Source organism: Novosphingobium sediminicola, from assembly GCF_014196525.1.
In the GTDB taxonomy this organism is placed as follows: Bacteria; Pseudomonadota; Alphaproteobacteria; order Sphingomonadales; family Sphingomonadaceae; genus Novosphingobium; species Novosphingobium sediminicola.
This window is the reverse complement of record NZ_JACIDX010000002.1, coordinates 315213-341423: the sequence shown is the minus strand read 5'-3', so window position 1 is coordinate 341423 and position 26211 is coordinate 315213. Positions and strand designations below refer to the sequence as shown.

25 protein-coding genes are annotated in these 26211 nt (G+C 63.3%); 9 read left to right on the top strand and 16 right to left on the bottom strand.

Annotated elements, in window-relative coordinates; translation table 11 throughout:
- Position 1: 1 nt before the first annotated feature.
- From GGR38_RS03975 to GGR38_RS03960, 4 genes are all read right to left on the bottom strand, one after another.
- Positions 2 to 1849: an amidohydrolase gene (locus GGR38_RS03975; RefSeq protein ID WP_183622872.1), complete on the bottom strand. Its 1848-nt coding sequence runs from the start codon at positions 1847 to 1849 to the stop codon at positions 2 to 4.
- 23 nt (positions 1850 to 1872) lie between these two features.
- Positions 1873 to 2118 carry a XapX domain-containing protein gene (locus GGR38_RS03970; RefSeq protein WP_183622870.1) on the bottom strand — a complete coding sequence of 82 codons (246 nt, stop codon included), beginning with the start codon at positions 2116 to 2118 and terminating at the stop codon, positions 1873 to 1875.
- Between the two features lie 71 nt (positions 2119 to 2189).
- A complete protein-coding gene (locus GGR38_RS03965; protein WP_183622868.1) occupies positions 2190 to 2849 on the bottom strand; it encodes a hydrolase in 660 nt (219 codons plus the stop codon).
- Between the two features lie 147 nt (positions 2850 to 2996).
- The gene (locus tag GGR38_RS03960) at positions 2997 to 3920 is read right to left on the bottom strand and encodes a LysR family transcriptional regulator (RefSeq protein ID WP_183622866.1); all 924 of its coding nucleotides are present in this window, start codon (positions 3918 to 3920) and stop codon (positions 2997 to 2999) included.
- A 129-nt stretch (positions 3921 to 4049) separates the two neighbouring features.
- Between GGR38_RS03960 and GGR38_RS03955 the strand changes: the two genes are divergently transcribed.
- Together GGR38_RS03955 and GGR38_RS03950 are read left to right on the top strand one after the other, a co-directional pair.
- On the top strand, positions 4050 to 4748 hold the full coding sequence (locus GGR38_RS03955; RefSeq protein ID WP_183622864.1) for a pirin family protein: 699 nt from the start codon (positions 4050 to 4052) through the stop codon (positions 4746 to 4748).
- An 88-nt stretch (positions 4749 to 4836) separates the two neighbouring features.
- Positions 4837 to 5688 carry an alpha/beta fold hydrolase gene (locus GGR38_RS03950; protein WP_183622862.1) on the top strand — a complete coding sequence of 284 codons (852 nt, stop codon included), beginning with the start codon at positions 4837 to 4839 and terminating at the stop codon, positions 5686 to 5688.
- 53 nt (positions 5689 to 5741) lie between these two features.
- On the opposite strand, the gene GGR38_RS03945 is transcribed toward GGR38_RS03950, so the two are convergent.
- Both GGR38_RS03945 and GGR38_RS03940 read right to left on the bottom strand, forming a co-directional pair.
- Positions 5742 to 6356 (bottom strand): flavin reductase family protein, encoded by a 615-nt coding sequence (locus GGR38_RS03945; protein ID WP_183622860.1) that lies wholly within the window; start codon positions 6354 to 6356, stop codon positions 5742 to 5744.
- Entirely contained in the window at positions 6356 to 7297 is a 942-nt protein-coding gene (locus GGR38_RS03940) for a carbon-nitrogen hydrolase family protein (RefSeq protein ID WP_183622858.1), read from the bottom strand. The genes GGR38_RS03945 and GGR38_RS03940 overlap by 1 nt, the downstream gene beginning before the upstream one ends.
- 139 nt (positions 7298 to 7436) lie before the next feature.
- Between GGR38_RS03940 and GGR38_RS03935 the strand changes: the two genes are divergently transcribed.
- Together GGR38_RS03935 and GGR38_RS03930 are read left to right on the top strand one after the other, a co-directional pair.
- Positions 7437 to 8561 carry a cupin domain-containing protein gene (locus GGR38_RS03935; RefSeq protein ID WP_183622856.1) on the top strand — a complete coding sequence of 375 codons (1125 nt, stop codon included), beginning with the start codon at positions 7437 to 7439 and terminating at the stop codon, positions 8559 to 8561.
- A gap of 29 nt (positions 8562 to 8590) precedes the next feature.
- Entirely contained in the window at positions 8591 to 9502 is a 912-nt protein-coding gene (locus GGR38_RS03930) for a fumarylacetoacetate hydrolase family protein (RefSeq protein ID WP_183622854.1), read from the top strand.
- 49 nt (positions 9503 to 9551) lie between these two features.
- On the opposite strand, the gene GGR38_RS03925 is transcribed toward GGR38_RS03930, so the two are convergent.
- The 4 genes from GGR38_RS03925 to GGR38_RS03910 form a co-directional block, all read right to left on the bottom strand.
- Complete coding sequence (locus GGR38_RS03925; RefSeq protein ID WP_183622852.1) at positions 9552 to 10004, bottom strand: MarR family winged helix-turn-helix transcriptional regulator; 453 nt, start codon at positions 10002 to 10004, stop codon at positions 9552 to 9554.
- 85 nt (positions 10005 to 10089) lie between these two features.
- Positions 10090 to 10494, bottom strand: coding sequence for an acyl-CoA thioesterase (locus tag GGR38_RS03920; protein WP_183622850.1), 405 nt, complete (start codon positions 10492 to 10494; stop codon positions 10090 to 10092).
- A 12-nt stretch (positions 10495 to 10506) separates the two neighbouring features.
- Positions 10507 to 12813: a bifunctional salicylyl-CoA 5-hydroxylase/oxidoreductase gene (locus GGR38_RS03915; RefSeq protein WP_246404211.1), complete on the bottom strand. Its 2307-nt coding sequence runs from the start codon at positions 12811 to 12813 to the stop codon at positions 10507 to 10509.
- Positions 12814 to 12885: 72 nt separating this feature from the next.
- The gene (locus tag GGR38_RS03910) at positions 12886 to 13350 is read right to left on the bottom strand and encodes a MarR family winged helix-turn-helix transcriptional regulator (protein ID WP_183622847.1); all 465 of its coding nucleotides are present in this window, start codon (positions 13348 to 13350) and stop codon (positions 12886 to 12888) included.
- A 319-nt stretch (positions 13351 to 13669) separates the two neighbouring features.
- Between GGR38_RS03910 and GGR38_RS03905 the strand changes: the two genes are divergently transcribed.
- Both GGR38_RS03905 and GGR38_RS03900 read left to right on the top strand, forming a co-directional pair.
- Positions 13670 to 15886 (top strand): TonB-dependent receptor, encoded by a 2217-nt coding sequence (locus GGR38_RS03905; RefSeq protein WP_183622845.1) that lies wholly within the window; start codon positions 13670 to 13672, stop codon positions 15884 to 15886.
- 13 nt (positions 15887 to 15899) lie between these two features.
- Positions 15900 to 18482: a glycoside hydrolase family 3 C-terminal domain-containing protein gene (locus GGR38_RS03900; RefSeq protein ID WP_183622843.1), complete on the top strand. Its 2583-nt coding sequence runs from the start codon at positions 15900 to 15902 to the stop codon at positions 18480 to 18482.
- 44 nt (positions 18483 to 18526) lie between these two features.
- Here GGR38_RS03900 and GGR38_RS03895 read toward each other — a convergent pair whose 3' ends face one another.
- From GGR38_RS03895 to GGR38_RS03870, 6 genes are all read right to left on the bottom strand, one after another.
- Positions 18527 to 18937, bottom strand: a complete 411-nt coding sequence (locus GGR38_RS03895; protein ID WP_183622841.1) for a RidA family protein — start codon at positions 18935 to 18937, stop codon at positions 18527 to 18529.
- A gap of 12 nt (positions 18938 to 18949) precedes the next feature.
- A complete protein-coding gene (locus GGR38_RS03890; protein WP_183622840.1) occupies positions 18950 to 19438 on the bottom strand; it encodes a VOC family protein in 489 nt (162 codons plus the stop codon).
- 101 nt (positions 19439 to 19539) lie between these two features.
- Complete coding sequence (locus tag GGR38_RS03885; protein ID WP_183622839.1) at positions 19540 to 20907, bottom strand: FAD-dependent oxidoreductase; 1368 nt, start codon at positions 20905 to 20907, stop codon at positions 19540 to 19542.
- Complete coding sequence (locus GGR38_RS03880; RefSeq protein WP_183622838.1) at positions 20904 to 21197, bottom strand: 2Fe-2S iron-sulfur cluster-binding protein; 294 nt, start codon at positions 21195 to 21197, stop codon at positions 20904 to 20906. The genes GGR38_RS03885 and GGR38_RS03880 overlap by 4 nt, the downstream gene beginning before the upstream one ends.
- Positions 21194 to 22387 (bottom strand): NAD(P)/FAD-dependent oxidoreductase, encoded by a 1194-nt coding sequence (locus GGR38_RS03875; protein ID WP_183622836.1) that lies wholly within the window; start codon positions 22385 to 22387, stop codon positions 21194 to 21196. The genes GGR38_RS03880 and GGR38_RS03875 overlap by 4 nt, the downstream gene beginning before the upstream one ends.
- A 3-nt stretch (positions 22388 to 22390) precedes the next feature.
- Positions 22391 to 23317, bottom strand: coding sequence for a dihydrodipicolinate synthase family protein (locus GGR38_RS03870; RefSeq protein ID WP_183622834.1), 927 nt, complete (start codon positions 23315 to 23317; stop codon positions 22391 to 22393).
- 179 nt (positions 23318 to 23496) lie between these two features.
- Between GGR38_RS03870 and GGR38_RS03865 the strand changes: the two genes are divergently transcribed.
- The 3 genes from GGR38_RS03865 (at position 23497) to GGR38_RS03855 (ending at position 26181) form a co-directional block, all read left to right on the top strand.
- Positions 23497 to 24417 carry a LysR family transcriptional regulator gene (locus GGR38_RS03865; RefSeq protein ID WP_246404210.1) on the top strand — a complete coding sequence of 307 codons (921 nt, stop codon included), beginning with the start codon at positions 23497 to 23499 and terminating at the stop codon, positions 24415 to 24417.
- 106 nt (positions 24418 to 24523) lie between these two features.
- The gene (locus tag GGR38_RS03860) at positions 24524 to 24739 is read left to right on the top strand and encodes a DUF3311 domain-containing protein (protein ID WP_183622832.1); all 216 of its coding nucleotides are present in this window, start codon (positions 24524 to 24526) and stop codon (positions 24737 to 24739) included.
- Positions 24736 to 26181 (top strand): sodium:solute symporter family protein, encoded by a 1446-nt coding sequence (locus GGR38_RS03855; RefSeq protein ID WP_183622830.1) that lies wholly within the window; start codon positions 24736 to 24738, stop codon positions 26179 to 26181. The genes GGR38_RS03860 and GGR38_RS03855 overlap by 4 nt, the downstream gene beginning before the upstream one ends.
- Positions 26182 to 26211 lie beyond the last annotated feature (30 nt).

The following is a 26211-nucleotide window of genomic DNA, read 5'->3' as shown; positions in this document are numbered from 1 at the left end:
ATCAGACGGCCCAGCAGCCGCAGCCAAGCGCGCCCCAGAAGCTTTGGGGATCACCGGCAGGGACGCTGGCGCCAAGGGCGGCGGCATGGTCATGGCCGTGGATGCCGCAGGAGGAATGGCACCCGCAGGCCGAGGCCAGTTTCGCGCGGGCCTCGCGGGTCTTGTGATATCCGCCAAAGGTGGCGACCGGCGACCAGTCGGGCATCGGGCGCGGCAATGCGGGGGCCAGCGGCTCATACTTGCCCTCGCCATGGACCACCTTGCCGCCCAGCAGGGTCAGGACAGAGCGGATATGGACGATCTCATGTTCGGGCACGGTGAAATAATCGTCGGACAGGATGGCAAGATCGGCGAGTTGGCCCGCCTTGATCTGGCCCTTCTTGCCCACTTCATTGGAAAACCATGTGTTTTCATGGGTCCACATGGCCAGAGCCTTGTCGCGCGAAACGCGGTTGGCCGAAGGATAGAGCCGCAATCCGCCCAGCGTGCGCCCCGTGACCAGCCATGACAGCGAGACCCATGGGTTATAGCTGGCCACGCGGGTGGCGTCGGTGCCGGCTCCCACCGGGATGCCCGCCGCGATCATTTTGTTGATCGGGGGGGTGCGTTCGGCGGCCTTGGCGCCATATTGTTCGACGAAATATTCGCCCTGAAACGCCATGCGGTGCTGTACCGCGATGCCGCCGCCAAGGGCCGCGATGCGGTCAATGTTGCGGTCGCTGATGGTTTCGGCATGGTCAAAGAACCAATTGATGCCGGTCAGCGGAATATCGCGGTTCACCTTTTCATAGACGTCCAGCGCGCGGCTGATCGTCTGGTCATAGGTGGCGTGCAGGCGCCATGGCCAGCGGTGTTCGGCCAGCAGGCGGATGACGGGTTCGAGATCGCCTTCCATGCTGGGGGGCATGTCGGGGCGGGGCGCGCGGAAATCCTCGAAATCGGCGGCGGAATAGACCAGCATCTCGCCCGCACCATTGTGGCGATAGGTGTCATCGCCTTGCCCCGGCGTCACCTGCTTCGCCCAGCCGGAGAAATCGGCCAGTTCCTCTTTCGGCTTTTGCGTGAAGAGGTTGTAGCTGATGCGGACCGTCAGTTGGTCGTCCTGATGCAGCTTTTCGATGATCTCGTAATCGTCGGGATAGTTCTGCGATCCGCCACCGGCATCGATCACACCCGTCACGCCCAAGGCATTGACATCCCGCATGAAATGACGGGTCGAATTGAGCTGATAATCCTGCGGCAGCTTCGGTCCCTTGGCCAGCGTCGAATAGAGGATCGTCGCATTGGGCTGGGCCAAAAGAAGCCCGGTGGGGTTGCCCATGCTGTCGCGCACGATCTCGCCGCCCGGAGGGTTGGGCGTGTCCTTGGTATAGCCCACCACCCGCAGCGCGGCGGCATTGAGCAGGGCGCGGTCATACAGGTGCAGGATGAACACCGGCGTATCGGGCGCCACGGCGTTCAGCTCGGCCAGCGTGGGCAAGCGCTTTTCGGCAAATTGATGCTCGGTAAAGCCGCCCACCACGCGCACCCATTGCGGGGCGGGGGTGCGGTCGACCTGAGCCTTAAGCATTGCCATGGCTTCCGACAGCGAGGGCACGCCGTCCCAGCGCAGCTCCATGTTGAAATTCAGCCCACCGCGGATGATGTGCATATGGCTGTCGATCAGGCCGGGGATCACGCGGCGGCGGCCTGCGTCGATCACATCGGCATCGGGCAGAGCGGCGGCGCGCACGTCCTTTTCGCTGCCCACGGCCAGAAATTTGCCGTCGCGGATGGCGATGGCTTCGGCTTCGGGGTTTTCGCGGTCAAGAGTGGAAACCTTGGCATTGGTGATGATCAGGTCGGCCATGGGGGGAGGCTCCGGTTAAGGGTTCAGTTTTTGTCAGGATTTCCGGGCAATTGGCCCAGCACATGATCGGCGCAATTGCCGCGAAGATAGCAGGCCACATCCTGCCCTTGCATGGCGCGACGGGCGATGGGAACCACCTGTTCACCGGCCAGAATGCCCAGCAGGCCAACCAGCGCGATGATCGGAGGAGCAGGAGAGCGCACGCCCAGCAGGCTGTAAACCACGCCCACCAGCAGACCTGCGCCCAGCGAGAGAAGATAGAGTTTCATGGTGAAATCCCTGTTTTCGGGCGAATGGGGGGCCGATCTGCGAGAAATCGTCGAATTCGGCCCCGGTCGGCTTAGTGACCGCCTTCGGATGCGCCGAACATGGTCTTGGCATAGGTGATGCCCAGGCCATAGGCGCCGCCCCACTGGCGGGCGATGCCGGTGGTGGTGTCATAGGTTTCGCCGCGCGCCCAGTCGCGCTGGAGTTCGAGCAGGTATTGCAGCGAGGTCATCGGCTTGGCGCCAAGCTGGATCATGCGCTGGACGGCGCGTTCGTGGGCCTCGACCGAGATGTCGCCGCAGGCGTCGGCGATGAAATAGACGTCAAAGCCCTGATCAATGGCCGAGGCCACCGGGCCGACGATGCAGACGCTGGTCCACAGGCCAGCAAAGATGATGCGCTCTTTGCCGATGCGGTTCACTTCATCGATGACGGCGGCGTCTTCCCATGTGTTCATGCTGGTGCGGTCGAGCAGGGGCTGGCCGGGGAAGGCGTCGGTGATTTCGGTGAACATCGGGCCGGAGAAGCTCTTTTCGGCCACGGTGGTCAGGATGGTGGAGACGCCGAAGGATGCGGCGGCATTGCTGACGAGGGCGGCGTTGCTGCGCAGCACTTCGGTGGCGATCGACTTGGTGGCAAAGGCCATCTGCGATTGGAAGTCGATCAGGACAAGCGTATGATCCTTGGGCGAAATCAGGCTCTTGCCGGGGGTCGGGGTGGCGGTGATGGTCATCGGGGGTGTCCTTGTCTGATAGTGCGTCGGGTTCAGCATCGCTTGCTGTGAGGGCAAGTTATGGCGGGATGACGTTTCAGGTAAGTGATATAAGATAGGACAAGATGTTCGATTTTTTCGAATAGGTGGGCCCCGCAAGATTCCACCTCAAATATCGGGCAGCATGTCCTCCCCATGCTCTGCGGTGGCAACGAATTGTTCGATCAGCCAGGCTGCCGCAGGACCCGGGGGGGTATCGCGTCGCCAGATCCCGGCAAAGCGATAGGTGCCGCCCGGATGATCGGGCATGATAAGGCGGCTGAGAGTGCCTGTCGTCAGATCGTCCTCGATCATCGGCAGGGGCATGTTGCCCCACCCGATCCCTTCGCGCAGCAGCGCATGTTTGGCGCCAAGGTCGGCCAGACGCCATGTGCGCGGGGAAAGCACCGAGAAATCCTGCCCCTCGGTAAAGCGCGAACGGTCGGTCAGCACGAGCTGGATATAATCGCGCCCCGCGCCGGGAAGAATCGGGTCCATCTGCGCCAACGGATGATCGGGCGCGGCCACGGGCACCATCGGCACAGACCCGGCATTGACGCTTTCCAGCCCCTCCACCCCGGCGAACAGCGGGCCGGACAGGCCGATCACCGCCTTGCCATCCAGCACCAGCGCCGTGATCGCACCCAGCGCCTCGACATGCAGGCGCAATTGCACGGTGGGGAATTGCGCACGAAAGGCGCGCAGGATCCGCCCCAGCCGATGCGTGGGCAGCATCACGTCCACCGCCAGATCGACCTCGGCCTCCAGCCCGTCGAGCAGCCCTTTGACCTTGGCGCGCAGCGCGTCGATCCCCTGCGCCACCCCGCGCGCTTCGGAGAGCAGCGCCCGCCCGGCCACGGTCAAGGTCGGTTTGCGCGTGCCTTCGCGGTCGAACAGGGTCAGGCCGAGCTGGGCCTCCAGATTGGCGATGCCATAGGAAATGACCGAAACCGCGCGGTTGAGTTTGCGCGCCGCACCTGCGAAACTGCCTGTGTCCACAATGGTCAGAAAGATCCGCAACTGGTCAAAGGTGGGCGTGCCGGGATTGTTCATGCGCGGATCTCGCTTTTCAATTTTCTCGAACGTTATCGTCCATTTTATCCATCTGAACAGAATGATCCGCAAGGCCTAAATCGGTTTTCAGCAAGGGCGCTCCCTGAAGCGCCCCACAGGAGAAAACCCATGATCGAACATCGCCCCTTTGAAACCCTTGGCGCGGCCAACCATGGCTGGCTGGATGCGCATCACCATTTTTCCTTTGCCGAATATCACGATCCGGCCCGCGTCCACTGGGGCAATCTGCGCGTGTGGAACGATGATACGATTGCGCCGGGCACGGGTTTCCCGCCCCATCCGCACCGTGACATGGAAATCATCACCTATGTCCGCGAAGGCGCGATCACCCATCAGGACAATCTGGGCAACAAGGGCCGCACCGAGGCAGGCGACGTTCAGGTGATGAGCGCAGGCACCGGCATCCGCCATTCGGAATATAATCTGGAGGATATCACGACCAAGATCTTCCAGATCTGGATCATCCCGACCCATCAGGGCGATGCGCCGCAATGGGGCGCCAAGCCTTTCCCCAAGGGCGAACGTTCGGGCCATTTCGTAACGCTGGCCAGCGGTTATGCGCAAGACACTGACGCTCTGCCGATCCGCACCAATGCCCGCGTGGTGGGTGCTACGCTCAAGGCAGGCCAAACGGCCGATTATCCGCTGGGCGGAACCCGCAAGGCCTATCTGGTCCCCGCCACCGGCTCGGTGCGGATCGACGAGCAGACGATCAAGGCCCGCGACGGTGTGGCGATCAGCGATGTCGAAGTGCTGCGCGTGACGGCTATTGAGGACAGCGAGATCGTGCTGGTCGATGCGGCCTGATCCGGTCGGGCGGAGTGCGAACTCCGCCCGGCACCCCTGAAATTCCCCCTAACCCTTCCTTCCCCCCTTCCTTCCCCCGAGGTGTATCATGACTCAATCTGTTCAAAATCGTTCCGGTGATGGCTTTGTGACCACGTCCGACGGCGCGCGGCTTTATTATAAGGACTGGGGCGCGGGCCAGCCCATCGTGTTCCATCATGGCTGGCCGCTGACCGCCGATGATTGGGACGCGCAGATGATGTTCTTCCTGGCGCAGGGCTATCGCGTCATCGCCTTCGACCGGCGCGGCCATGGCCGGTCCACCCAGACGCAGGACGGCAATGACATGGACACCTATGCCAGCGATACGGCGGCGCTGGTGCGCCATCTGGATCTGCATGATGCGATCCACATCGGCCATTCGACCGGCGGCGGCGTGGTGGCGCGCTATGTGGCGCGCTATGCCGAAGGCCGCGTGGCCAAGGCGGTGCTGGTGGGCGCGGTGCCGCCGATCATGGTTCAGACGCCGAATAATCCCGGTGGCCTGCCTTTGACGGTGTTCGATGGGTTCCGCGATGCGCTGGTGGCCAATCGGGCGGATTTCTTCTGGAATGTGCCGGTGCCCTTCTATGGCTTCAATCGGCCGGGCCAGAGCGTGAATGAGGCGATCCGCCAGAACTGGTGGCGCCAGGGCATGATGGGCGGGGCCAAGGCCCAGTATGACAGCATCAAGGCCTTTTCCGAAACCGACCAGACCGAAGATCTCAAGGCCATCAAGGTGCCCGTGCTGATCCAGCATGGCGATGATGATCAGATCGTGCCGGTGGCGGATTCGGCGCTGTTGCAGGCCAAGCTGATCCCCGACAACACCCTCAAGATCTATCCCGGCTATCCCCATGGCATGTTGACCGTCCATGCCGAGGTGCTGAACAAGGACATTCTGGCCTTTATCAAGGGTTGATGGCGGCCTGATCGGGGCGGCGGCATGAGATGCATGCCGCCGCCTTTCCTGTTTTAACGGTCAGCCCAGCTTGGTCGGGCCATCTGCAACAGGTCGGTGCTGCGCGTGTACCAGCCCGCGCCATGCATGCGCGCGATGAGGCCCATCGCCAGCGTATCGACATGCAATTTCTGCGTGTCGATAAAGCGGTCCTGAATATGGAAGCGCAAAACCTCGCCCAGCACGATGGTCGATAGCCCTGCGTCCATGCTGTTATACAGGCGGCATTCCATGCTGACGGGCGCGGTGGCGATGCGGGGCGGGGCGATGGCGGTGGAGGGCGCTGTCTCGATGCCTGCCAGCGCGATTTCATCCTCACCCGGCGGGGCGTCGATGCAGGTCAGGTTCATCGCCTCCGCATCATGTTCGGCCACGAGATTGACGACAAATTCGCCGGTTTCAAGGATATTGGCCGCGCTGTCCTTATAAGTGCCGTCCGGGCGGCGCATCAGGCCGATGGCCACCAGCGGCGGCTCGGCGCTCATCATCGCGAAAAAGCTGTAGGGCGCGGCATTGCGCCCGCCCTGTGCCGATTGCGATGTGATCCATGCGATGGGGCGCGGGGTGATCGAGGCGGCCATCAGCTTATAACGATCAGGCCCGGCCACTTGCGAGAAGTCGAACTCCATCAGCCTGCGTCTCCGATGCGGGCGACGGGGCGCTTGGGGGCGACATCGACCTTCAACTGAAACACATCCGGGCGGGCATAATGACCCGCCACGTCGAAATCATACTTGCCACGGATCACTTCTGCCGGGTCGATCTGCGCATAAAGGATCGTTTCGCCCGCATAATCCGGCCCGGCCAGCACATTGCCCAGCGGATCGACTATCATCGACCCGCCGCGCATCAGCACCGTTTCCGGATCATCGCCCAGCGCGCAGTCATAGTCCGCCGGATAGGCCCCCCGCGTGATATGCTGACATGCCGACAGCACGAAGCATCGCCCCTCCAGCGCGACATGGCGCATCGTGCTGGCCCAGCCGTCGCGGTCGTCGGCGGTGGGGGCGCAGTAGAGCGTGACGCCTTGATCATACATCGCCATGCGCAGCATCGGCATATAGTTTTCCCAGCAGATCACCGCCCCGATTCGCCCCAGCTGCGTGTCGATCACCGGCATGGTCGAGCCATCGCCAAAGCCCCAGATCAGCCGTTCCGCGCCGGTCGGCATCAGCTTGCGATGCTTGGCGATCAGGCCCTTTTCGCCATCGAAGAACAGCGCGGTGCAATAGACCGTGGCGCCGTCGCGCTCTATCACGCCCATCACGACGAAGGCTCCGGTGGCCGCCGTGGCCTCGGCAATCGTGGCCACTTCCGACCCGTTCAGGTCGATGGCGGCTTCATGATAGGCGCGGAAATCCTCGCGCCCCTGGGGTTTGCGCATGCCCACCGGCGTGCCGAAGGACGCGCCCTTGGGATAGCCGCCCAGGAACGCTTCGGGGAACACGATGATCTTCGCGCCATTGGCGCTGGCCTGCGCAATAAGCCCTGCGGCCTTGGCGGCGGCGGCAACCGAGTCGGTGGGCAGGGAGGCGGCCTGAACGACAGCGGCGGTAAAGGCTTGGGTCATGATTTTCCTCAGCTTTTGCACGAGTGAGAAGGGAAAGCCGGAGAGAGGCTGAAAGGCAAGTTACTTGCATTTGACAGTTTCGCCAAGATATTTTAGACCTATACTATCGCATCGCCCAACGCCCTTCAGGAGCCTGCCCATGGCCAGCACGTATGACCAGTATCGCGAAGAGATGATCGGTCGCGCCAATGTTGCCGATACGCCCGAACTTGTCGCCTATTATCAGCGATTGCAATCACTTGGCACGGGCGCGCTGTGGACGGTGGCGAACAAGATCGAGCCGTGGGAGCCGGCCTCGACCTCAGTGCCCTACCTGTGGCGCTATCGCGATCTGCGCGAGGATGTGCTGCGCTCGCTCGAACTGGTGACGCCCGAGCAGGCAGGGCGGCGCGTGGTTTATCTGGAAAATCCGGGCCGGGCCGATGTGGTGGCGGCCGTGGGCTGGCTCTATTCCGGGCTTCAGGTGATGGGGCCGGGCGAATGCGCGTCGAGCCACCGCCATTCGGCCTCGGCGCTGCGCTTCATCATGGAGGGCAGCGGCGCCTTCACCAATGTCGATGGGCACAAGATGACGCTGGGCGCCAATGACTTTGTGCTGACGCCCAATGGCACATGGCATGAGCATGGCGTTTCCGAAGACGGCACGGTCTGCATCTGGCAGGATGGTCTGGACATTCCGCTGATGAACGCGCTGGACGCCAATTTTTACGAGGTCCACCCCGAACTTCAGCAGGCGATTTCCTTTCCGGTCAATGACTCGCTGGGCATGTGGGCCGGTTCGGCATTGCGCCCGGCGGGCGTGACTTGGACCAAGCCCTATTCGCCGCTGCTGAAATATGAGTGGGGACCGACCTATGAGGCGCTGCTGCGCTATGCCAGCGTGTCGGAAGGTTCGCCCTATGACGGCTTGCTGATGGAATATGTGAACCCGCATACCGGCGGGCCGGTGATGCCCACCATCGGCGCCTCGATGCAGATGCTGCGCGCCGGACAGCACACCAAGGCCCACCGCCACACCGGCAGCTTCGTCTATCAATGCGCCAAGGGGCGCGGATATTCGATCATCAATGGCCAGCGTTTCGATTGGCAGGAACGCGACATTTTCGTGGTGCCGAGCTGGTGCTGGCATGAACATGTCAACCTGTCGGAGGGCGAAGACGCCTGCCTGTTCACCTTCAACGATCTGCCGGTGATGCGCTCTTTGGGCATCTATCGCGAAGAAGCCTTTGGCGAAAATGGCGGTCATCAGCCCATTCTCGCCTGAATCCCTGACACTTAGCCTGAGGAATCCCCATGCGTCTTGTTACCTATCGTTCTCACGTCGAGGCCGAAGCGCGCCTTGGCGCTCTGGTCGGGGATCTGGTCCTCGATCTGGAAATGTTTGGCGAGGAATGCGGCGTGCCGCTGCCCTCGACCATGCTGGAATTCATCGACCTTGGCCCGCAGGCCGTGGCGATCACGTCGAAGCTGATTGAAGAGGCCGAGGGCATCTTCCCCATCGGCACCGCCCAGCCTGTCGCCAATGTAAAGCTGCTGGCCCCGATCCCGCGCCCGCGCAAGAACATCTTCGGCATCGGCCTGAACTATACCGAACACGTGGCCGAAAGCGCCAAGTCGCTGGATACGTCCGCCGAATTGCCGCGTCAGCCGGTGATCTTCTCCAAGCCGCCGACCTCGGTCATCGGCCCGGATGACGCCATCGTTCATAATGCCGCGATCACCCAGCAGCTTGACTGGGAAGTCGAACTGGCCGCGATCATCGGCACGCGAGCCAAGGGCGTTTCGCGCGAAAAGGCGCTGAACTATGTGTTCGGCTATACCGTCTGCATCGACATGAGCGCGCGCGATTGCCGCCGCGCGGGCCAGTGGATCTATTCCAAGGGTCAGGACACGTTTGCGCCGATGGGGCCTTGCGTCGTCACGGCCGATGAAATCCCCGATCCCCAGACGCTCGACCTGTGGCTGACCGTCAATGGCGTGGAAAAGCAGCGCAGCAACACCGCCTATATGCTGTTCAAGGTCGATGAACTGGTGGCCGATATTTCGCAGGGCATCACGCTGGAGCCGGGCGACATCATCGCAACCGGCACGCCCGCCGGCGTTGGCGCCGGCATGGACCCGCAGGAATGGGTCTGGCCCGGCGACATCATCGTGGCCAGCGTCGAAGGCATCGGTACGCTGCGCCATCCGGTCGTCGCGGGCTGATCGGAGAACCTCCTCTCCCACTGGGGGGCCGTGTAAACGGTCCCCCTTTTTATTGGGCGCGGATGGACGTCTTGAGCTGATCGAGCAGGGTGAGCAGATGCGCCTGATGGTCGGCGGGAAAGCAGGACAGCGCCTCATGCACCCAGCGGCTGTGCGCATCGGCCAGCGTTTTGAAATATTCGCGCCCCTGCGCCGTCATGCTGACAATCGCGGCGCGGCGGTCATTGGGATCGGGGCGGGAGTCGATGATGCCCTGTTCGCTCAATTGCCGCACGATCGAGGTCACATTGCCGTTTGACACCAGCAGCGCGCGCGAAATCTCGCCCATGGTCAGCCCATCGGGCGCGCGATCCAGCGCGGCCAGCACGTCAAATCGGGGCAGGGTGGTGTCGAACTGATCCTGAAAATTGCGGCGCAGCTGCTTTTCCACCAGCTTTGCGCAATCGAGCAGGCGTATCCACACCCGCAGTTCCAGCCGCCTTTCGGCTCCTTCTTCCATCATACCCTCGCCATAACAAACGGCCCGCCCGATGGGGGCGAGCCGTCTTGTCGCGTTTAGGTGGCATGGGGCCGGGCGGCAAGTCCGTTCAGGCGAGATAGGCATGCATCCCCTCGCGCAGGCTTTCGGGCCAAGGCATCGATTGCCGCGCGCCCAGATCCATGCAGACCAGCACCACCAGCGCCTTCAACCGCACCTGTCCCTCGCAGGCAAAATCGATCGCCAATTGGCAACTGCTCTTGCCCAGCTTCGTGATCTCCAGCGACAGGTCAAGGCTCTCGCCCAATTCGCTGGGCGCGATGAAATCCACTTCCAGCCGGACCGTGGGCACGCCCATCTTGCCTTCCATATGGATCAGCTTGAAGGGAAAACCCAAAGAGGCGAACCAGTCCTCGACCAGCGCGTTGAGCATTTCGAAATAGCGCGGATAGAAGACGATCCCCGCCGGATCTACATCCGCAAACCGCACCGGCAGGGTCAGGGTGAAAGGCATATCGGCTTCTCCTTATGCGCGCTGGGCGCTGTCGCGGGCCTGTCCGGCCAATTGCCGCGCCTGCACTTGCCCCAACGCGTAAGGCCCGGGAACGAATTGCCCCTCTTCGCCCGCCTGTGCCGCCGCGTGCAAGGTCCATGATGGATCGACCAGATGGGGCCGCCCCACCGCCACCAGATCGGCGCGACCCGCCATCAGGATCGAATTGACCTGATCGGGCTGGGTGATGTTGCCCACGGCCATGGTCGGCATATGGGCCTCGTTGCGGATCTGGTCGGCAAAGGGGGTCTGGAACATGCGGCCATAGGTGGGGCGGGCGCGGGGCGCGGTTTCCCCGGCCGATACGTCGATGATGTCCGCGCCCACCGCCTTGAAGGCTTCGGCAATGGCCACCGCCTCGGCAGGCGTCACGCCAGCCTCGCCCACCCAGTCGTTGGCCGAGATGCGCACGGCCATTGGCTTGCCCGCAGGCCATACCGCGCGCACGGCGGCGGCCACGCGCAGCGGGAAGCGCAGGCGGCTTTCCAGCGATCCGCCATAGGCGTCCGTGCGACGGTTCATCACCGGGGTAATAAAGCTGGAGAGCAGGAAGCCGTGGCCCGCCTGAAGCTCGATCATGTCGAAACCGGCGGCGTCAGCCCGGCGCGCGGCGGCGGTGAAGTCGGCAAGGATGCGGTCCATATCGGTCTCGGTCAGGGCGGCGGGGGTCAGGCCGCCCTCGCGCCATGCCTGCGCGCTGGCCGAGAGGATCGGCCAGGGATCGGCCAGCGGCACATCATAGCCTTCATGCCCCGGACGGCACGAGGCCCGCGCGCCGGCATGGCCCAGTTGGGCGCAGGTCTTGGTGGCGGTGTGCTGATGGGCAAAGGTGTTGATCGCGCGCCAGCGGTCGATCTGGCCATCTTCCCACATTCCGGGACAGGCCGAGGTGGCGCGCCCCTCGGGCGAGACGGCCAGCATTTCGGTGATGACCAGCCCGGCCCCACCCAGCGCGCGGGCGCCGTAATGCACCTCGTGGAACATGGTCGCATGGCCGTCCGGCTCCGCGCTATAGGTCAGCATCGGGGGCACCACCACGCGATTGGCCAACGTCAGATCGCGCAGGGCAAAGGGCGTGAACATCGGCTGGACCGGCGTATTACGTCCTTCGTTCCCCGCCCAGAACCAGCGTTCGAGGCTTTCCAGCCATGCTTTGTCGCGCAGGCGCAGGTTTTCATGGGCGACGCGCTGCGAACGCGTCATCAGCGAATAGGCGAATTGCGGTAGGTCGAAATCGAGATAGCGGTCGAGCGTCTCGAACCAGTCGGTCGAATTGCGCGCGCTGTTCTGGATTTTGAGCACCTCGACATGGCGCTCGGCCTCATATTCGGCCAGAGCCTCGCGCAGATTGGCCGGATCGGCCATGCCGGGGCGGCTGAGCACCTGCGCCAGCTTGATCGCATCCTCCAGCGCCAGTTTCGTGCCGGACCCGATCGAGAAATGCGCGGTATGGGCCGCATCGCCCAACAGCACGACATTGTCGAAGGACCATTTATCGCACAGAATCCGGCGGAAATTGATCCATGCGGCTGATCCGCGCAAATGGCTCGCATTGGTGATCAGCGCATGGCCATCCAGATGGCGCGCGAAGAGCTTTTCGCAAAAAGCGATGCTTTCGGCCTGCTCCATCTTGTCGAGGCCCAGCCCTTCCCATGTTTCGGGCGAGCATTCGACGATGAAGGTCGAATGGGTGGCGTCGAACTTATACGCGTGCGCCCAGACCCAGCCATGCTCGGTTTTTTCAAACAGGAACGCAAAGGCGTCGAACAAGCGCGTCGTGCCCAGCCAGCAGAACTTGTTGCGGCGGGTCTGAATATCGACGCCGAATTTGTCCTCATTCTGCGTGCGGATCGCGCTGTTGATGCCGTCCGCCGCCACGATCAGATCATAATCGCCATAGGCCGACAGATCGGCGGAAAATTCGGTTTCAAAGCGTACATTGACGCCCAATTCCAGCGCCCGCTGGGTCAGGATTTGCAGCAGGCGTTTGCGCCCGATGCCGATGAAGCCATGGCCCGAGGAGGTGATCGCATCCTCGCCTATCGCTACGGTGATATCGTCCCAATGGGCGAAATTATCCGCGATGATGGCCGCACTGACGGGATCATTGGCGGTCAGGTTCTCGACCGTCTGGTCGGAAAAGACCACGCCCCAGCCGAAAGTGTCGCCCGCACGATTGCGTTCGAAAACGTCAATCTGGTGCGAGGGGTCTCGCAATTTCATCGAAATGGCAAAATAAAGACCGGCGGGACCGCCGCCCAGACAGGCAACACGCATCATGCACCTCCAAATATGCTTTAGGTCTAAAACATATTGGTTGCATGTGCAAGTTGATTCGATGCGACCCCGCGCTTACTCCAGATTGTCGTGCAAACGCCCCAGCAAATCGAGCAATTGGCCAAACTCGCCCGCGCTGATCCCGCGGATAACCTTGTGATAGACCGGCGAGGTCGCCTCGCGCGCCGCCGCCAGTTTCTCGCGGCCCAGATCGCTCATCACCAGTTCGGTCACGCGGCCATCGGTCTCGCTGGGCTGGGTGGTGATCAATTCGGCCTTGGTCATGCGCTCGACGATGCGCATCATGGTCGAAATGTTGATGACCGCCGATTTGGCCACCTGCGCAATCGGCAGTGGCTCATGCTCGCCCAGAATCATCAGCACGCGCCATGTGGGGATGTCGATGCCGATGGGGCGCAATTGCGATTCGATGACCACATTGTAGCGGCTTGCCGCGCGGTTCAGCAGATAGAAGGGATAGGCCTCGACCCGGAATTCCCCCGATCCGGGATCGCCAAGCCTGCGTAAATCCTCGCTCATCTGCGCATTCCTTCATCAGCGGTCATTCGGGACGGACTATATCCCCTTCCGCGCCTTTAATGCCAATCACCTGCACATCAAGAGCGATGGCGCTGGCCTGCTCTTGCGCGCTTCGCGTATTGAAGTGCTGGAGCATTTCCCTGTCAGAGGACCGCCCGGCCCCTTCGCATATGTTGCGCACAGGGCAACGAAAGTGAACAATATTATGCATTGAGCGCAGCGACTGCTTCTATGACATTTCCGTGGCTATCCGGCGGATCAACAGCCGGAGGCTCGCAGGCGGCAAGAGTCCTCCACTTAAACCAAGGCAGGGAATAATATGCGCTACTCCAAGCAGATCGGCTTTCGTCTAGCCGCGACCAGCAGTCTTATGATTTTTGCTCTGCCCGCCTATGCCCAACAGGCCCCGCAGGCGAGCAACGTGGCAAGCGACGGCATTGTCGTGACCGCAACCAAGCGCACGGCCTCGACCATTCAGGCCACCCCGATTGCCGTGCAGGCGATTGGCGGGGCCGATCTTCAGGCCAAGGGCGCGATCGATTTTGCCGATTTCTATCGCACCGTGCCGGGCCTGTCGGTTCAGGACGAAGGTCCGGGCGACAAGCGCTATGTCGTGCGCGGCATCAACGCCAGCGGTGCGGGCACGGTCGGGCTTTATCTCGATGAAGTCGTCATCACCGGCGAAAACTCGCAGGATGGCGGCGGTCAGGCCCCCGACATCAAGCTGTTCGACATCGACCGCGTTGAAGTGCTCAAAGGTCCGCAAGGCACCACCTTTGGCGCCAGTTCGATGGCGGGCACTATGCGCTACATCACCGCCAAGCCCGATCTGGATAAGGTGACCGGCTATGTTCAGGGCGGATTGCGCACCACCAAGGGTGCGGATCTGGGCATGCAGACCGATGGCGCGATCAATATTCCCGTCATTCCGGGCCGTTTCGCAGTGCGCGCTTCGGGTTTCTATGCTGATCTGCCGGGCTGGATCAACAACCGCTTTGAAAAGGGCGCCAATGGGGAAAAGAGCAAGGCCGCGCGCCTCTCGACCCGCCTGAAGGCCACCGACGATCTGACCATCGACACGATGATGATGATCCAAAAGGTGCATCAGGACGCCAAGAACTATTACAACCTTCAGGATTTCGGCGGGGCCAAGCTGCCCGCCAATTATCAGGCCGATGTGGTCCGCTCGCCCTATGATGACAAGAGCGAGATCTATAACGTCACCGCCAATTACAAGCGCAGCTTCGGTACGGTGACGGCAACGGGCTCGCGCTTTATCCGCGACACCGGCTTTGTGCGCGATGCCTCGCTGGCGGCGCAGGCATTCTTCGGCCTGCCCTATGATACCACCGGACGCAGCGCCCTGGTGCAGAACAAGCATCGCAAGGTGGACAGCGCCGAATTGCGCTTCGCCTCGGACTTCAAGGGCCCGGTGCAGATGTTGGTTGGCGCCTTCATGCAGAATGAGGACCGCTATTACCGCTCGTCATGGCCCAAGGCCGATACGACCGGCAATATCCCGGCCAATGCTGCCCTGTTGCTCGACCGCGCCGTGAACACCCAGATCCGCGAACGCGCGCTCTTTGGTGAACTCAGCTACAAGATCCTGCCCGACCTGACCTTTACGGCCGGTGCGCGCTGGTTCGATTTCAAGCTGGATCAGCAATCGGTGGCGCTGGTTGCGGCGGGCGGCGGCGCGGGCGCGGGCGCAGGCCCGGTGCTGAAGACCAAGGATCAGGGCGTGATCGGCCGCTTCAACCTTGCGTATAAGGTCAGCAGCCACACCAACGCCTATGTTCAGGTCGCGCAGGGCTATCGTTCGGGCGGCACCAATGACCAGACGGCGGCTGCGCTGGCCAATGTGGTCATCCCCGACGGCTACGGTTCGGATCAGCTGTGGTCCTATGAATTTGGCCTCAAAAACACGCTGCTCGACCGCAAGCTCTATCTGAACGGGGCGGTCTATTACATCGACTGGTCGAACATTCAGGTCTCGCAGCAGGCCTCGAACGGCACGGTATCCTTTGGCTATACCGGCAATGGCGGCAAGGCCAGCGTGACCGGTTTCGAAGCCGAAGTGGACGCGCGTCCGATCCCGGGCCTGCGCCTGACGGGCAGCCTGAACTACAGCAATGCCAAGCTGGACCGCGACAATCCGGTGCCTGCGACCGGACGCAAGGGCGACCGCATCCCCTATGTGCCGACATGGTCGGGCGCCACGGGGATCAGCTATTCGGCGCCTCTGGGTTCGAACGGGCTGATGGGAACGATCGGCGCGGATGCCACTTATCAGGGGCCGATGGATACCAAGTTCAACTCGACCATCTCGAACTGGCAGCATCTCAATGGCTACTGGCTGATCGGCCTGCGCGCCGGGATCAGCAAGGATGCGTGGGCGGTCAATCTGAACGCCACCAACCTGTCGAACAATCAGACGGTCATCAATTTCAACGAAATCGTGCCGGGTGTCTATCCGCTGGGCTATTATGTCAGCCGTCCGCGCACGATCACCCTGTCGGGTTCGGTGAAGTTCTAAAAGAGTAATGCCTATGTTCCCCCGCTCTGCTGTTTCGTCTTTTCGTCTTGCCCTGTTTGCCGGGGCGGCGCTTTGTGGAACAGCGGGGTGGGGGGGCGTTTCGGCCCAAACGCCGCATAAGGCGCGCCCGTGGATGGAGGCGAGCCGAACCCCGGCGCAGCGGGCAGAGCTGCTGATTTCCGCCATGACGCTGGATGAAAAGCTGGGCCTGCTTCAGGGTGATACGGTGCTGGACGGTAATGGCACCGGGGTGAACCCCTGCGTCGGCCATATTTCGGGCCTGCCCCGGCTGGGTCTGCCCGCGCTGTGCATGGGCGATGGCCCGGCGGGTGTGGGCAACGGCATGGTGGGGGTGACGCAATTTCCCGCCCCCTTGATGACCGCCAGCACGTGGGATGCGGGGCTGATGCGGGAATTTGGCGCGGCGCTGGGGCGCGAACATGCGGCCAAGGGGCGCAATGTCGTGCTGGCCCCCACGATCAACATCATCCGAACGCCCAAATGGGGCCGCATTGCTGAAACGCTCAGCGAGGACCCCTATCTGACCGCCATTGGCGGCACCGCGATCACGGCAGGCATTCAGGCGCAGGGCGTGCTGGCCACGCCCAAGCATTTTGCGGCCAACAATCAGGAATGGCTGCGCCTTGGCGATGCGCCCGCCTATGAGGCCATTGATGCGCGCGTCAGCGAACGCGCCCTGAACGAGATCTATTTCCCCGCCTTTGAGGCCGTGGTGCGGCGCGCGGGGGCTGGGTCGGTGATGTGCGCCTATAATCGTTTCAACGGCACCTATGCCTGCGAAAACAAGGCGGCGCTGGACCGGCTGCGCGGCTGGGGCTTTGACGGCTTTGTCGTCTCCGACTGGTATTTCGCCCATCGCAGCACCGTGGCCAGCGTGAAAGCCGGGATGGACATTTCCATGCCCGGCGGTCCCAGCCCGTTTGGTTTCGCTGAATTCTACGGCCCGCCTTTGCGCAAGGCGCTGGCCAAGGGCGAGGTGACGGGCGGCGATATTGACACTCTGTTGCGGCACATCCTGACGCCGATGTTCCGGCTGGGCGTGATCGACCGCCCGGTCAAGGGCGATGCCAATGCGCAGGCCCGCTCGCCCGCCCATCTCGCGCTCTCACAACGCATTGCCGAGGAGGGCAGCGTGCTGCTGCGCAATCAGGGCGGCGTGCTTCCGCTCGGCCCCGGTCTGGCCCGCGTGGCGATCATCGGCGATGATGCGGGCGAGCATGTCCAGACCACCGAGCGCTATGGCGGCTTCGTTAAAAATGACGAGATCAAGCCCATGGCACCATTGGCCGCGATTCGCGCGGCGCTGCCTGAAAACGTTCAGGTCGATTATGCCCCCGGCACGCTGGGCATTGCGCCTTTGCCCGCGATCCCCGCCTCGGCCCTGCGCGATCTGACGGCCAACTATTACGCCTCGCCTGATTTTTCCGGCAAGCCCGCGCTGACCCGCGCCGAAGCCACGATTGATTATGAGCAGGCCGGGACCAAGGAGTTGGGCAGCATCTTTTCCGCCCGCTGGCGCGGCACGTTGGTGCCTCCGGTGAGCGGGACCTATCGCTTCTCGCTCAATGGCGGGGGCGAAATCCGCCTGCGTATTGATGGGCGCGAGGTGGCCTATACGCCCAAGCAGAATTTCCGCCTGACCACCCATGGCACGATTGCGCTGGAGGCGGGCAAGCCCGTCTCGTTCGAACTGGATTATTCGACCGCGCCTACCCTCTCGCCGCCCGAATTGCGCGTGGGCTGGCAGGCGCCTGACGCTCGCCTGATCGCGGACGCTGTGGCGGCGGCGGCCAAGGCCGATGTCGCGGTGGTTTTCGTGGCCGATCATGTTTCCGAAGGCGCCGACCGTACCGATCTGCGCTTGCCCGGCGATCAGGACGCACTGATCGAGGCGGTGGCCAAGGCCAATCCGCGCACCGTGGTGGTGATGCACACCGCTGGCCCGGTCTTGATGCCATGGCGCGACAAGGTGGCAGGCATCATCGCGGGCTGGTATCCGGGCGAGGTGGCGGCTCCGGCTATCGCTCGCCTGTTGACCGGGGCGGCCAATCCTTCGGGCAAGCTGACCGTGACCTTCCCCGCCGACGAGGTGCATGGGCCTGCCGATGGCTCCGCGCGCTATCCGGGCAAGGGCACGAGGGCTGACTATAGCGAGGGCCTGCTGGTGGGCTATCGCTGGTATGATGCCAAAGGGCTGACCCCGCTTTATCCCTTTGGCTTTGGCCTGTCCTATACGAACTTCGGCTTTTCCGGGATCAAGACCACGCGTCGGGGCGATGGCTGGCAGGTGCGCGCGCAGGTCCGCAATCTTGGCGCGCGGGCGGGGGCCGAGGTGGCTCAGCTCTATCTGGCCATGCCCGCCGCGGCCGGCGAACCACCGCGTCAACTCAAGGGCTTTGCCCGCGTCGATCTGGCGCCGGGCGAGGCGCGTGAGGTCAGCTTTGCCCTGAACCGCCGCGATCTGTCGGTGTGGGATGACAAGGCCCATACATGGAAGGTTCCGGCCGGAACCATGCGGGTGTTTGTCGGCAACAGTTCGCGCGACCTGCCTTTGTCGGCAAACCTGTCGCGCTAAAACGGGAAGGGCCGCTCTCCACCCGGAGCGGCCCTTCTTTCGGTTCAGCCCTTGGGCAGCACCGCGACCGCCTCGATCTCGATCAGGAAATCGGGCAGGGCCAGCGCCTGAACCCCGACAATCGTGTTGGGCGCAGGCAGAACATCGCCGTAAAACGCGGCCAGCTCGCCGCCCACGGCCTCCAGCTTGGACATATCGTAATTGACGATCAGCGTGCGCAGGCGCAGCAGATCGCCCACCCCCGCGCCCGTCTCGTCCAGAACGGTCTTGATATTGGCCAGCGCCTGACGGGTCTGCGCGGCCAGATCATCGCCGCCCACAACATTGTAATCCTTGTCCCACGCCACCTGTCCGGCCAGATGGAGCGTGCCGGTGGCTTCGTCCAGCGCGGCATGGGAAAAGCCGAAGCGGGTGCTTTCATAAAGGGATGCGGGATTGATACGCTTTGCGGTCATCTTTGTTTCCTTTCAGTCCACGATTTCAAGCTGATGACCCCATGGGTCGAACAGATAGAGGTTCTTCTTGCCCGCCAGCGGCCCTTCGGAAATTTCGATGATCTCCATCGCGGTGCAGCCATGCGCGGTCAGATAAGTGGCGGCGGCCGGAACATCATCGACCCGCAGCCCCAGATGATGCCCGCCCGCATCGCAATTGCGGGGCAGGGTGGCGCCGCGATCGTCGGGCTTGTCATATTGCACCAGTTGAAAATTGAGCGTTTCGGTAAGGCGCAGCATGATGAGCGTGAGGCGCGCGCCCGGCACATTGACATGCGCCGCCATCCAGTCGCGCCCGTCGGGCATGGGGGGAATGTCGGCGGCGTCGATCGGCCCCATGCGGAACAATTCGGATGCGCCGAACACGTCGATGTAAAAGCGCGCCACCGCATCGGCATCGGCCACGGTCCATGACACGTGATCGGCGGCGAAAATGGGGCGGGGAGGGATGGCCTCGGTCATGCAGACGGCTCCTGTGAATGGTGCAGGAGGCGAGGATGACAAGGGGTTTGCGCCGCAGCAATGACATCGCCGGGACGTCCTTGTTGCGGCGGGCGCAACGTTTAGTCGATGATTTCATCCACGGGCAAGGGCCGCGCGGGAAAGCGCACACGGAACGGGGCGACCGCATCGGGATCACATCCCCGCGCGGCGGCAATGCGGCGCACCAGCGCATGTTCGCAGGACCGTCCCTGACACAGGCCCATGCCGATCCGACAGCGATGCTTGACCGCCGAAGCGTCAGCCATGGGCGAGAGCCGGGCCATCGTCGCCTCGACCTGCGCCACGGAAATATCCTCGCATCGGCACAGCAGTGTTTCAGGCGTCGCCTGCGGCCAGACATCGCCCGGATCGGCCACCGCGCGCAGCAGGTCAATAAAGGGTTGCATCCTTGCGCGCCTTGCCTGCGCGCGGGCGATGCCGGAACCGGCTGCGGCGCCGGCATCGCGGGCCATGGTGATCCCGGCGATCTCGCCCTCGGCCATGGCGGCATCGGCGCCCGCAACGCCGGTGGTTTCGCCCGCGACATAGAGGCCGGGGATAGAGGAGCGCATTGCCCCGTCGCAAACCGTTTCCCACCCGCCCGCAGGCCGTGCCCAGCGCACCGCCGCGCCGATCTGACGCGGCAAATCCGATTGTGGCAGGAAGCCGTATGACACCGCCGCCGCCTGCGCTGCGATCCGGTGGGTCTGGCCGCGCCATGTATAATCGACCGCCTCCAGCCGTCCATCGCCGGTAAAGCCGAGAGGGCGAGCGCCCATCATCATCGGCACGCCCGCGCGGCGAAGGCGCGCCATCGCTGCCCCCGCCGCGATCAGCGGGCCAGGGCTGAATATCGCCCCCGCCAGATAGGGCAGGGCCGCCCGCGCTATCTGCCCATAGGTCTGCGGCATCAGCACCGCCGCGATATCGGCCCCGGCATCCAGCAATTGCGTGGCCAGCACCAGCAGCAAGGGATGGCTGCCCAGCAGGACGATAGGTTGGCCCGCCACGACCTGCTGCGATTTCAGCAGGGTCTGCACCGCGCCCGCGCTCATCACGCCGGGCAGGGGCCAGCCGGGCATCGCCACCGGCATGTCATAACACCCCGCCGCGATCAGCACCCGCCGCGCCAGCAGCGTGCCGCCATGCGCGCCCGAAAGCGTCAGGCGGAAATGGGTATCGATCCGCTCGATCCCGGCCACGCTGGTCTCCCCGCGCCAATCGAGCCGCGTGTCCGCCTCGGTCTGGGCGAGCAGGCGGCGCAGCGGGCGATAGAGGCGGCCATTCATCCACCCTTTCACGGCGAATGTGGCGGGAGGCTGGCGCAGGATTTGACCGCCGGGACGGGCCTGCTCGTCGATCATCGTGGTGGACAGGCCCGCAGCCAGCGTCTGTTGCGCGGCGGCCTGTCCGGCGGGACCGCCGCCAATGATGGCAATGTCGATCATGGCTGGCCCTCGTGGGTGGCGATGCGCAGACGCTCGGAGACCGGGGTCAGACAGGCGCGGCGACGGCGCCAGGCGCCATCCATGGCGATCCAGACGAAACATTCACTGCATGTCCCCATGTTGCACAACAGGCCGCGCGGGGCGCCCGAACGGTCGTCGCGCATCCGATAGGCTCCGGCGGCGACAATGGCGGCGGCCAGCGTTTCTCCCGGATGGGCCTGGATCATCGCGCCGTCGATTTCGATGGTGATGGGGGCGGGGCGGGTTACGCCATCCACGATCCGGCTCATGGCTGCACCACAAAGGCGTTGAGATGGGCAAAACGGGCGGCGCTGAACAGGGCGATCTCGTCGGGCATGGCGCGCTCGATAATGCTGCGCGCCAGCATTCGTGCGAGCAACGGCCCCAGCGTGAACATCGACCCGCCCGCCGCGACATAGAGGCCCGGCGCGGCGGGCACTTCGCCCACGATGGGCAATTGATCGGCGGAAATGCACGTCATGCCGGTCCAACTGCGGATCAGGCTGCGTGCGCGAAGACAGGGCAAAACGCCCGCCGCCACCGTCAGATTGGCGCGCAGATTGTCGGGCACCAGATGGGGCGGGGCGTCCAGATCGGGCAGGCCATCGACCATCCTCTGCGGAGCCGAGGCCCAGCCGCCGCCGATCACCATATTGCCGTCATCGGTCTGCTTCATCGACAGCCGTTTGCCGACATGCTGGATCAGATAGGGCAGGAAAGGCGCGGTGCGATCTGTCACGCTCATCATCAGGGGGGCCAGATAGAGCGGGATGTTCAGCCCCATGCACGCCGCAATTCGCGCCGTCCAATGGCCGGAGGCCAGGATAACATGGCGCGCGCTGGCGGTGGTGATCTGGCCGGATTGCTCGATGGTGGCCTGCCAATCATCGCCAACGCGGCGCAGGTCGAGCAGGCGACTTTGCGTTTCGATGGTGGCGCCTGAGGCCCGCGCGGCATCGGCGAAGGCATCGGCCAGAATGCGCGGATTGGCGTGACCTTCCTTCGCCAGCCATGCCGCGCCGCAGATATGGGACGCAAGGCGCGGCACCAGATCGCGCGCCTCTGCGCCCGACAGCAATTGCGTGGGCAGGCCCAGTTCGTTTTCCCGCGCCACCTTGAGGGAAAGCAGCGCCAGATCAGCCTCATTCTCGGCCAGCATCAGCCCGCCATGCATGTGAATATCCAGCGGACGTCCAAGCTGATCCTCCAGCCCCGCCCATTCCTCAATGGCCAGACGGTTGAGCCGGACGATATCGCCGCCCTGCGCGTGGCCCGTGCCGCCTGGCTCCAGAAAACGCCGCTCGATCTGAAAATGCAGCGAGCCTGCGTTTTGGCCGGACGCGCCCGCATTGATGCCCCGCGCCTCGATCAGGCGCGGGGTCAAGCCGGCGCGGGCCAGATGCCACGCCGCCGCACAGCCCAGCAGGCCGCCGCCAATGATCAGGACTTCATGTGTCATGCGTCACAGGATTTGCAGCTTTCGCAGCGTTTGGGCAATCTCTTCGCGCGCGGCATCGCTGACGGGCAGCAAAGGCGCCCGCACCGGCCCGCCGGGCAGACCCTGCGCATCGAGCGCGGCTTTGAGGATCGCCGGGCCGGAGCCGAAGCGCCCCACCAGTTCGGGCGTGTACCATTCGCGCATCAACACGCGATCCTTGGCCCCGCAGGCGCGCGCGCCATCCAGATCGCCCGCCCAGAAGGCATCGTAAAAGCCCGGCTGATAGCGGCCCAGCACGCCGCCCGCGCCCATCGTGCCATCGCCGCCATGCACGCGCAGCATGGTCAGCCCGATCTCGTTCATGGGGAAACCGAACACGCGCACCTGATCTTTGAGCGCAAAGAAGGTTTCGACAAAGCGATCGAAGGAGGAAGAGGATTGCTTGATCGCCACCACGCCATCAATGTCGGCAAGGCGCGAGAGCAGGCCCAGATCCATGTCGATGCCCGTGCCCGGCGGCCAGTTATAGATGCAGATGGGCAGATCGATGGCGGCGGCCACCGTTTCGTAAAAGCCGACGATTTCATCGGCGCGCGGGCGGATATAGGGCGGGGGCGTCATCAGCACGCCGTCAAACCCGGCCTGCGCCGCGTGGCCAGCAAAGGCGATGCTCTCGGCCGCGGTAAAGCTGGAGCAACCCGCGATCAGGGGCAGCTTGCCCTTCATCTGGGCGCCGGTCAGGGCAAACAGGCGGGCACGTTCGGCCGCGCTCATGCTGGTCCATTCGCCAGTGGTGCCGGCCAGAACCAGCCCATGCATGCCTTCGCTATGCAGCCATTCCAGCAGGCGGCCAAGGCCCGCCTCATCCAGCCCGCCATCGGCGGAAAAAGGAGTTGTGATGGCGGGAAGATAGCCCTGCCAGTTCACGCGATCACGTTTGATACTTGCCATTCATGCCTCGTTTTCATCCGGAAAAGCGATGTGAATGACCGCTTTGCCCGACGGGGGACGGCCTGATCTGGCATCCCCCATATGCGCAGGCAATGGCGCTCTTTTGTCAAAGTTGTTGCGCTGGACGCAAACTTGGGCAAGTTGATGCCGGGTTTGCAAAGAACAAGGGGGCTTGTCGAATGTCGGAAACGGGTTTGCGCTATCTGCTCGAAGCGCTCAACGCAGGCTCGATGCGCGCGGCCAGCGATAGGCTCAATGTCGCGGCCTCCTCTATCAGCCGTCAGATCGCTCAGTTGGAGGAAAGCTATGGGTTGGCCCTGATCGAGAAGGGGCGGCGCGGGGTGCGGCTGACTCATGCGGGCGAGATTGTAATCGCTCATTACCGCAACCAGGTGGCTGACCGCGAGGCTTTGCGCGCCAAGCTGGAGGAATTACGCTCGGTGAAAAGCGGCCATGCCGTGCTGGCGGTGGGCGAAGGCTTTTTGGGCAGCGGTTTTACCGATATGATCGCCAGCTTCACCGCCGCCAATCCCCAGATCCATCTCGACCTCTCGGTCAATTCATCGCAGCAGATTGTGCGGCAGGTGCTGGATGATGAAGCCCATCTGGGGCTGGTGTTTCAGACGCCGCATGACATCAAGATTCATGTGCGCTCGGTCATTGCCCAGCCTCTGATGGCGATTGTCGCGGCGGATCATCCGCTGGCGGGGCAAAGCAGCGTGTCGCTGGCCGATCTGGGGCGCCATCCTTTATGCCTCTCGCCGCGCCATTTCGGGTTGCGCCAGATTTTGGCCGGGGCGGAGCTGCGCCACAACACCTATCTTGAGCCGGTCATCACCACCAATTCGATCCATATGATGCGCGAAACCGTGCGGCGCGGGGCGGCGGTGACGATCCTGCCGCAATTGTCGGTGTGGAGCGAATTGGAAAGCGGCGAATTGGCCAGCATCGCGATTGCCGATGATGCGATGGAGGACGCCACGATCAGCCTGATCCTGCGCGCGGGGCGGCAGTTGGAGGGCGCGCCTGCGCGCCTGCTCAAAATGGTCGAGGCGCAGTTGCGCCAATGGAACCGTCCGTTGCGCGTGGCTGAGGTTTAATCGTTGCGTTCATGGCAACATAATCCCGCATTACCTTGCATTGAACGCAGCGTTGAATGCGGCAAATTCTGTCATCCCCACGCAATTGCCACAGGCTGGATAAACCATGGATGATCCCGAAGGCGTCGAGGTCGCGGCTTTCCGCCCGGCCGATGCGCTGCTTTTTCTGCCCTTTGTCTGGCAATTGGGCCTTGCGCCATGGGCCAATGGCGTCACGTGGCGTCCGCTGGACCTGCCTTTCCCGATGGTCTGGCAAATGGCGGGGATTGTGTTCGCCACCTTCGTGCTGGCCCTGCGCTACTGGCTGGATCGCAAGTCATGATCCGCATGATGATCCTGCTGATCGTGCTGGGCACGACCTTGGGCGCGATGGCTTATGGCCGAGCCAAAACGCGCAGCAAGTCGCTGGAGGACTGGGCGCTGGGCGGGCGGAAAATGGGCACGCTGGTGTTCTGGTTCCTCAATGCCGGTGAGATTTACACGACCTTTGCGGTGCTTGGCATTTCCGGCTTTGCCTGGGCCTATGGCGCGCCGGCCTATCTGGCGTTCACCTCGGTGTCGTTGTCGGCGGCGGTGGGTTATTGGCTGACGCCGCGCATTCATGCCTATGGGCGGCGGCATGGGCTGATTACGCAGGCCGATTTCTTTGCCCATCGCTATCAATCGCGCTGGCTGGGGATGGTGGTGGCCTGCGCGGGGCTGATCGCGCTGACGGTCTATATCCAGATTCAGGTGACGGCGTTGACCTTTATCGTGCGTCTGGTGGCCGGGCCGGTGATCGGGGGCACATGGGCGGCGGTGATTGCGGTGGCGGTGATGCTGGCCTTTGTGTTTCTGGCGGGTCTGCGCTCGGCGGCGTTTGCGGCCGGGGTCAAGGATGTGCTGATGCTGATCGTGGTGGCTGTGCTGGCCTTTGGCGTGGCCGGGATGGTGGGCGCCTCCTCAATGCTGGACGTGTTTGCGCGGGTTCAGGATCTCTATCCCGCCGCCACCCGTTTTCCGGGGCTGCAACCCCATGCCGGGCTCAGTCTGGTGTGGCTCAGCACCTCGGCGATCAATGTGGCCATCGGCACTTATATCTTCCCGCATATGTTCCAATTGTGTTTTTCGGCGGGCAGCAGCGAGACGATCAAGCGCAATACGGTGCTTCAGCCGATCTATTCGCTGTCCTATTTCTTCATCATCCTGCTCGGTTTCGCCGCCTTGCTGGCCGGGACGAGGCCAGAGGGCGGGGATCTCAACGCGCTGCTGCTGACCTTTGTGGTCCAGCATTGCCCGGTCTGGCTGATCGGCCTGTTTGCCGGCACGGCCAGTCTGCTGGCGCTGGTGCCCGGTTCGGTGCTGATGCTGACCTGCGGGTCGATCTTTGCGCGCAATATCGTGCGGCCGGTATGGCGGGATATGGATGATCGGCGCGAATTGCTGGTCTCGCGCTGCTCGATGGTGGGCTTTGCGGCGGCGGCGCTGTGGCTGGCGCTGGGGGCCAGCGCATCGTTGGTCGAGGTTGGGCTGTCGGCCTATGCGGCCATCGGGATGCTGGTGCCGGGGGTGTATCTTGCCTTTATCACGCGGCGGGTTTCGGGGCTGGCGGTGATGGCCGGTTTGATCGCGGGTTATGCCGTTTTGTGGGTGCCTATGATCGGCAAGGCGCTGGGCGCGATCTTCGTCGAATGGGAAATCGGGCTGGTGGCTGTGCTGTGCAATCTGGTGGTGACGCTGGTGGCAATGCTGCTTTTGCCTGCGGCGGATCGCGGGGCAAAATAATACTTGCATCTGCAAGTTTATACGATAGGC

Excerpts from the sequence above, each read along its gene's own strand:
- GGR38_RS03975 (WP_183622872.1), bottom strand. The coding sequence starts at position 1,849 with ATGGCCGACCTGATCATCACCAATGCCAAGGTTTCCACTCTTGACCGC.
- GGR38_RS03970 (WP_183622870.1), bottom strand. The coding sequence starts at position 2,118 with ATGAAACTCTATCTTCTCTCGCTGGGCGCAGGTCTGCTGGTGGGCGTG.
- GGR38_RS03965 (WP_183622868.1), bottom strand. The coding sequence starts at position 2,849 with ATGACCATCACCGCCACCCCGACCCCCGGCAAGAGCCTGATTTCGCCC.
- GGR38_RS03960 (WP_183622866.1), bottom strand. The coding sequence starts at position 3,920 with ATGAACAATCCCGGCACGCCCACCTTTGACCAGTTGCGGATCTTTCTG.
- GGR38_RS03955 (WP_183622864.1), top strand. The coding sequence starts at position 4,050 with ATGATCGAACATCGCCCCTTTGAAACCCTTGGCGCGGCCAACCATGGC.
- GGR38_RS03950 (WP_183622862.1), top strand. The coding sequence starts at position 4,837 with ATGACTCAATCTGTTCAAAATCGTTCCGGTGATGGCTTTGTGACCACG.
- GGR38_RS03945 (WP_183622860.1), bottom strand. The coding sequence starts at position 6,356 with ATGGAGTTCGACTTCTCGCAAGTGGCCGGGCCTGATCGTTATAAGCTG.
- GGR38_RS03940 (WP_183622858.1), bottom strand. The coding sequence starts at position 7,297 with ATGACCCAAGCCTTTACCGCCGCTGTCGTTCAGGCCGCCTCCCTGCCC.
- GGR38_RS03935 (WP_183622856.1), top strand. The coding sequence starts at position 7,437 with ATGGCCAGCACGTATGACCAGTATCGCGAAGAGATGATCGGTCGCGCC.
- GGR38_RS03930 (WP_183622854.1), top strand. The coding sequence starts at position 8,591 with ATGCGTCTTGTTACCTATCGTTCTCACGTCGAGGCCGAAGCGCGCCTT.
- GGR38_RS03925 (WP_183622852.1), bottom strand. The coding sequence starts at position 10,004 with ATGATGGAAGAAGGAGCCGAAAGGCGGCTGGAACTGCGGGTGTGGATA.
- GGR38_RS03920 (WP_183622850.1), bottom strand. The coding sequence starts at position 10,494 with ATGCCTTTCACCCTGACCCTGCCGGTGCGGTTTGCGGATGTAGATCCG.
- GGR38_RS03915 (WP_246404211.1), bottom strand. The coding sequence starts at position 12,813 with ATGATGCGTGTTGCCTGTCTGGGCGGCGGTCCCGCCGGTCTTTATTTT.
- GGR38_RS03910 (WP_183622847.1), bottom strand. The coding sequence starts at position 13,350 with ATGAGCGAGGATTTACGCAGGCTTGGCGATCCCGGATCGGGGGAATTC.
- GGR38_RS03905 (WP_183622845.1), top strand. The coding sequence starts at position 13,670 with ATGCGCTACTCCAAGCAGATCGGCTTTCGTCTAGCCGCGACCAGCAGT.
- GGR38_RS03900 (WP_183622843.1), top strand. The coding sequence starts at position 15,900 with ATGTTCCCCCGCTCTGCTGTTTCGTCTTTTCGTCTTGCCCTGTTTGCC.
- GGR38_RS03895 (WP_183622841.1), bottom strand. The coding sequence starts at position 18,937 with ATGACCGCAAAGCGTATCAATCCCGCATCCCTTTATGAAAGCACCCGC.
- GGR38_RS03890 (WP_183622840.1), bottom strand. The coding sequence starts at position 19,438 with ATGACCGAGGCCATCCCTCCCCGCCCCATTTTCGCCGCCGATCACGTG.
- GGR38_RS03885 (WP_183622839.1), bottom strand. The coding sequence starts at position 20,907 with ATGATCGACATTGCCATCATTGGCGGCGGTCCCGCCGGACAGGCCGCC.
- GGR38_RS03880 (WP_183622838.1), bottom strand. The coding sequence starts at position 21,197 with ATGAGCCGGATCGTGGATGGCGTAACCCGCCCCGCCCCCATCACCATC.
- GGR38_RS03875 (WP_183622836.1), bottom strand. The coding sequence starts at position 22,387 with ATGACACATGAAGTCCTGATCATTGGCGGCGGCCTGCTGGGCTGTGCG.
- GGR38_RS03870 (WP_183622834.1), bottom strand. The coding sequence starts at position 23,317 with ATGGCAAGTATCAAACGTGATCGCGTGAACTGGCAGGGCTATCTTCCC.
- GGR38_RS03865 (WP_246404210.1), top strand. The coding sequence starts at position 23,497 with ATGTCGGAAACGGGTTTGCGCTATCTGCTCGAAGCGCTCAACGCAGGC.
- GGR38_RS03860 (WP_183622832.1), top strand. The coding sequence starts at position 24,524 with ATGGATGATCCCGAAGGCGTCGAGGTCGCGGCTTTCCGCCCGGCCGAT.
- GGR38_RS03855 (WP_183622830.1), top strand. The coding sequence starts at position 24,736 with ATGATCCGCATGATGATCCTGCTGATCGTGCTGGGCACGACCTTGGGC.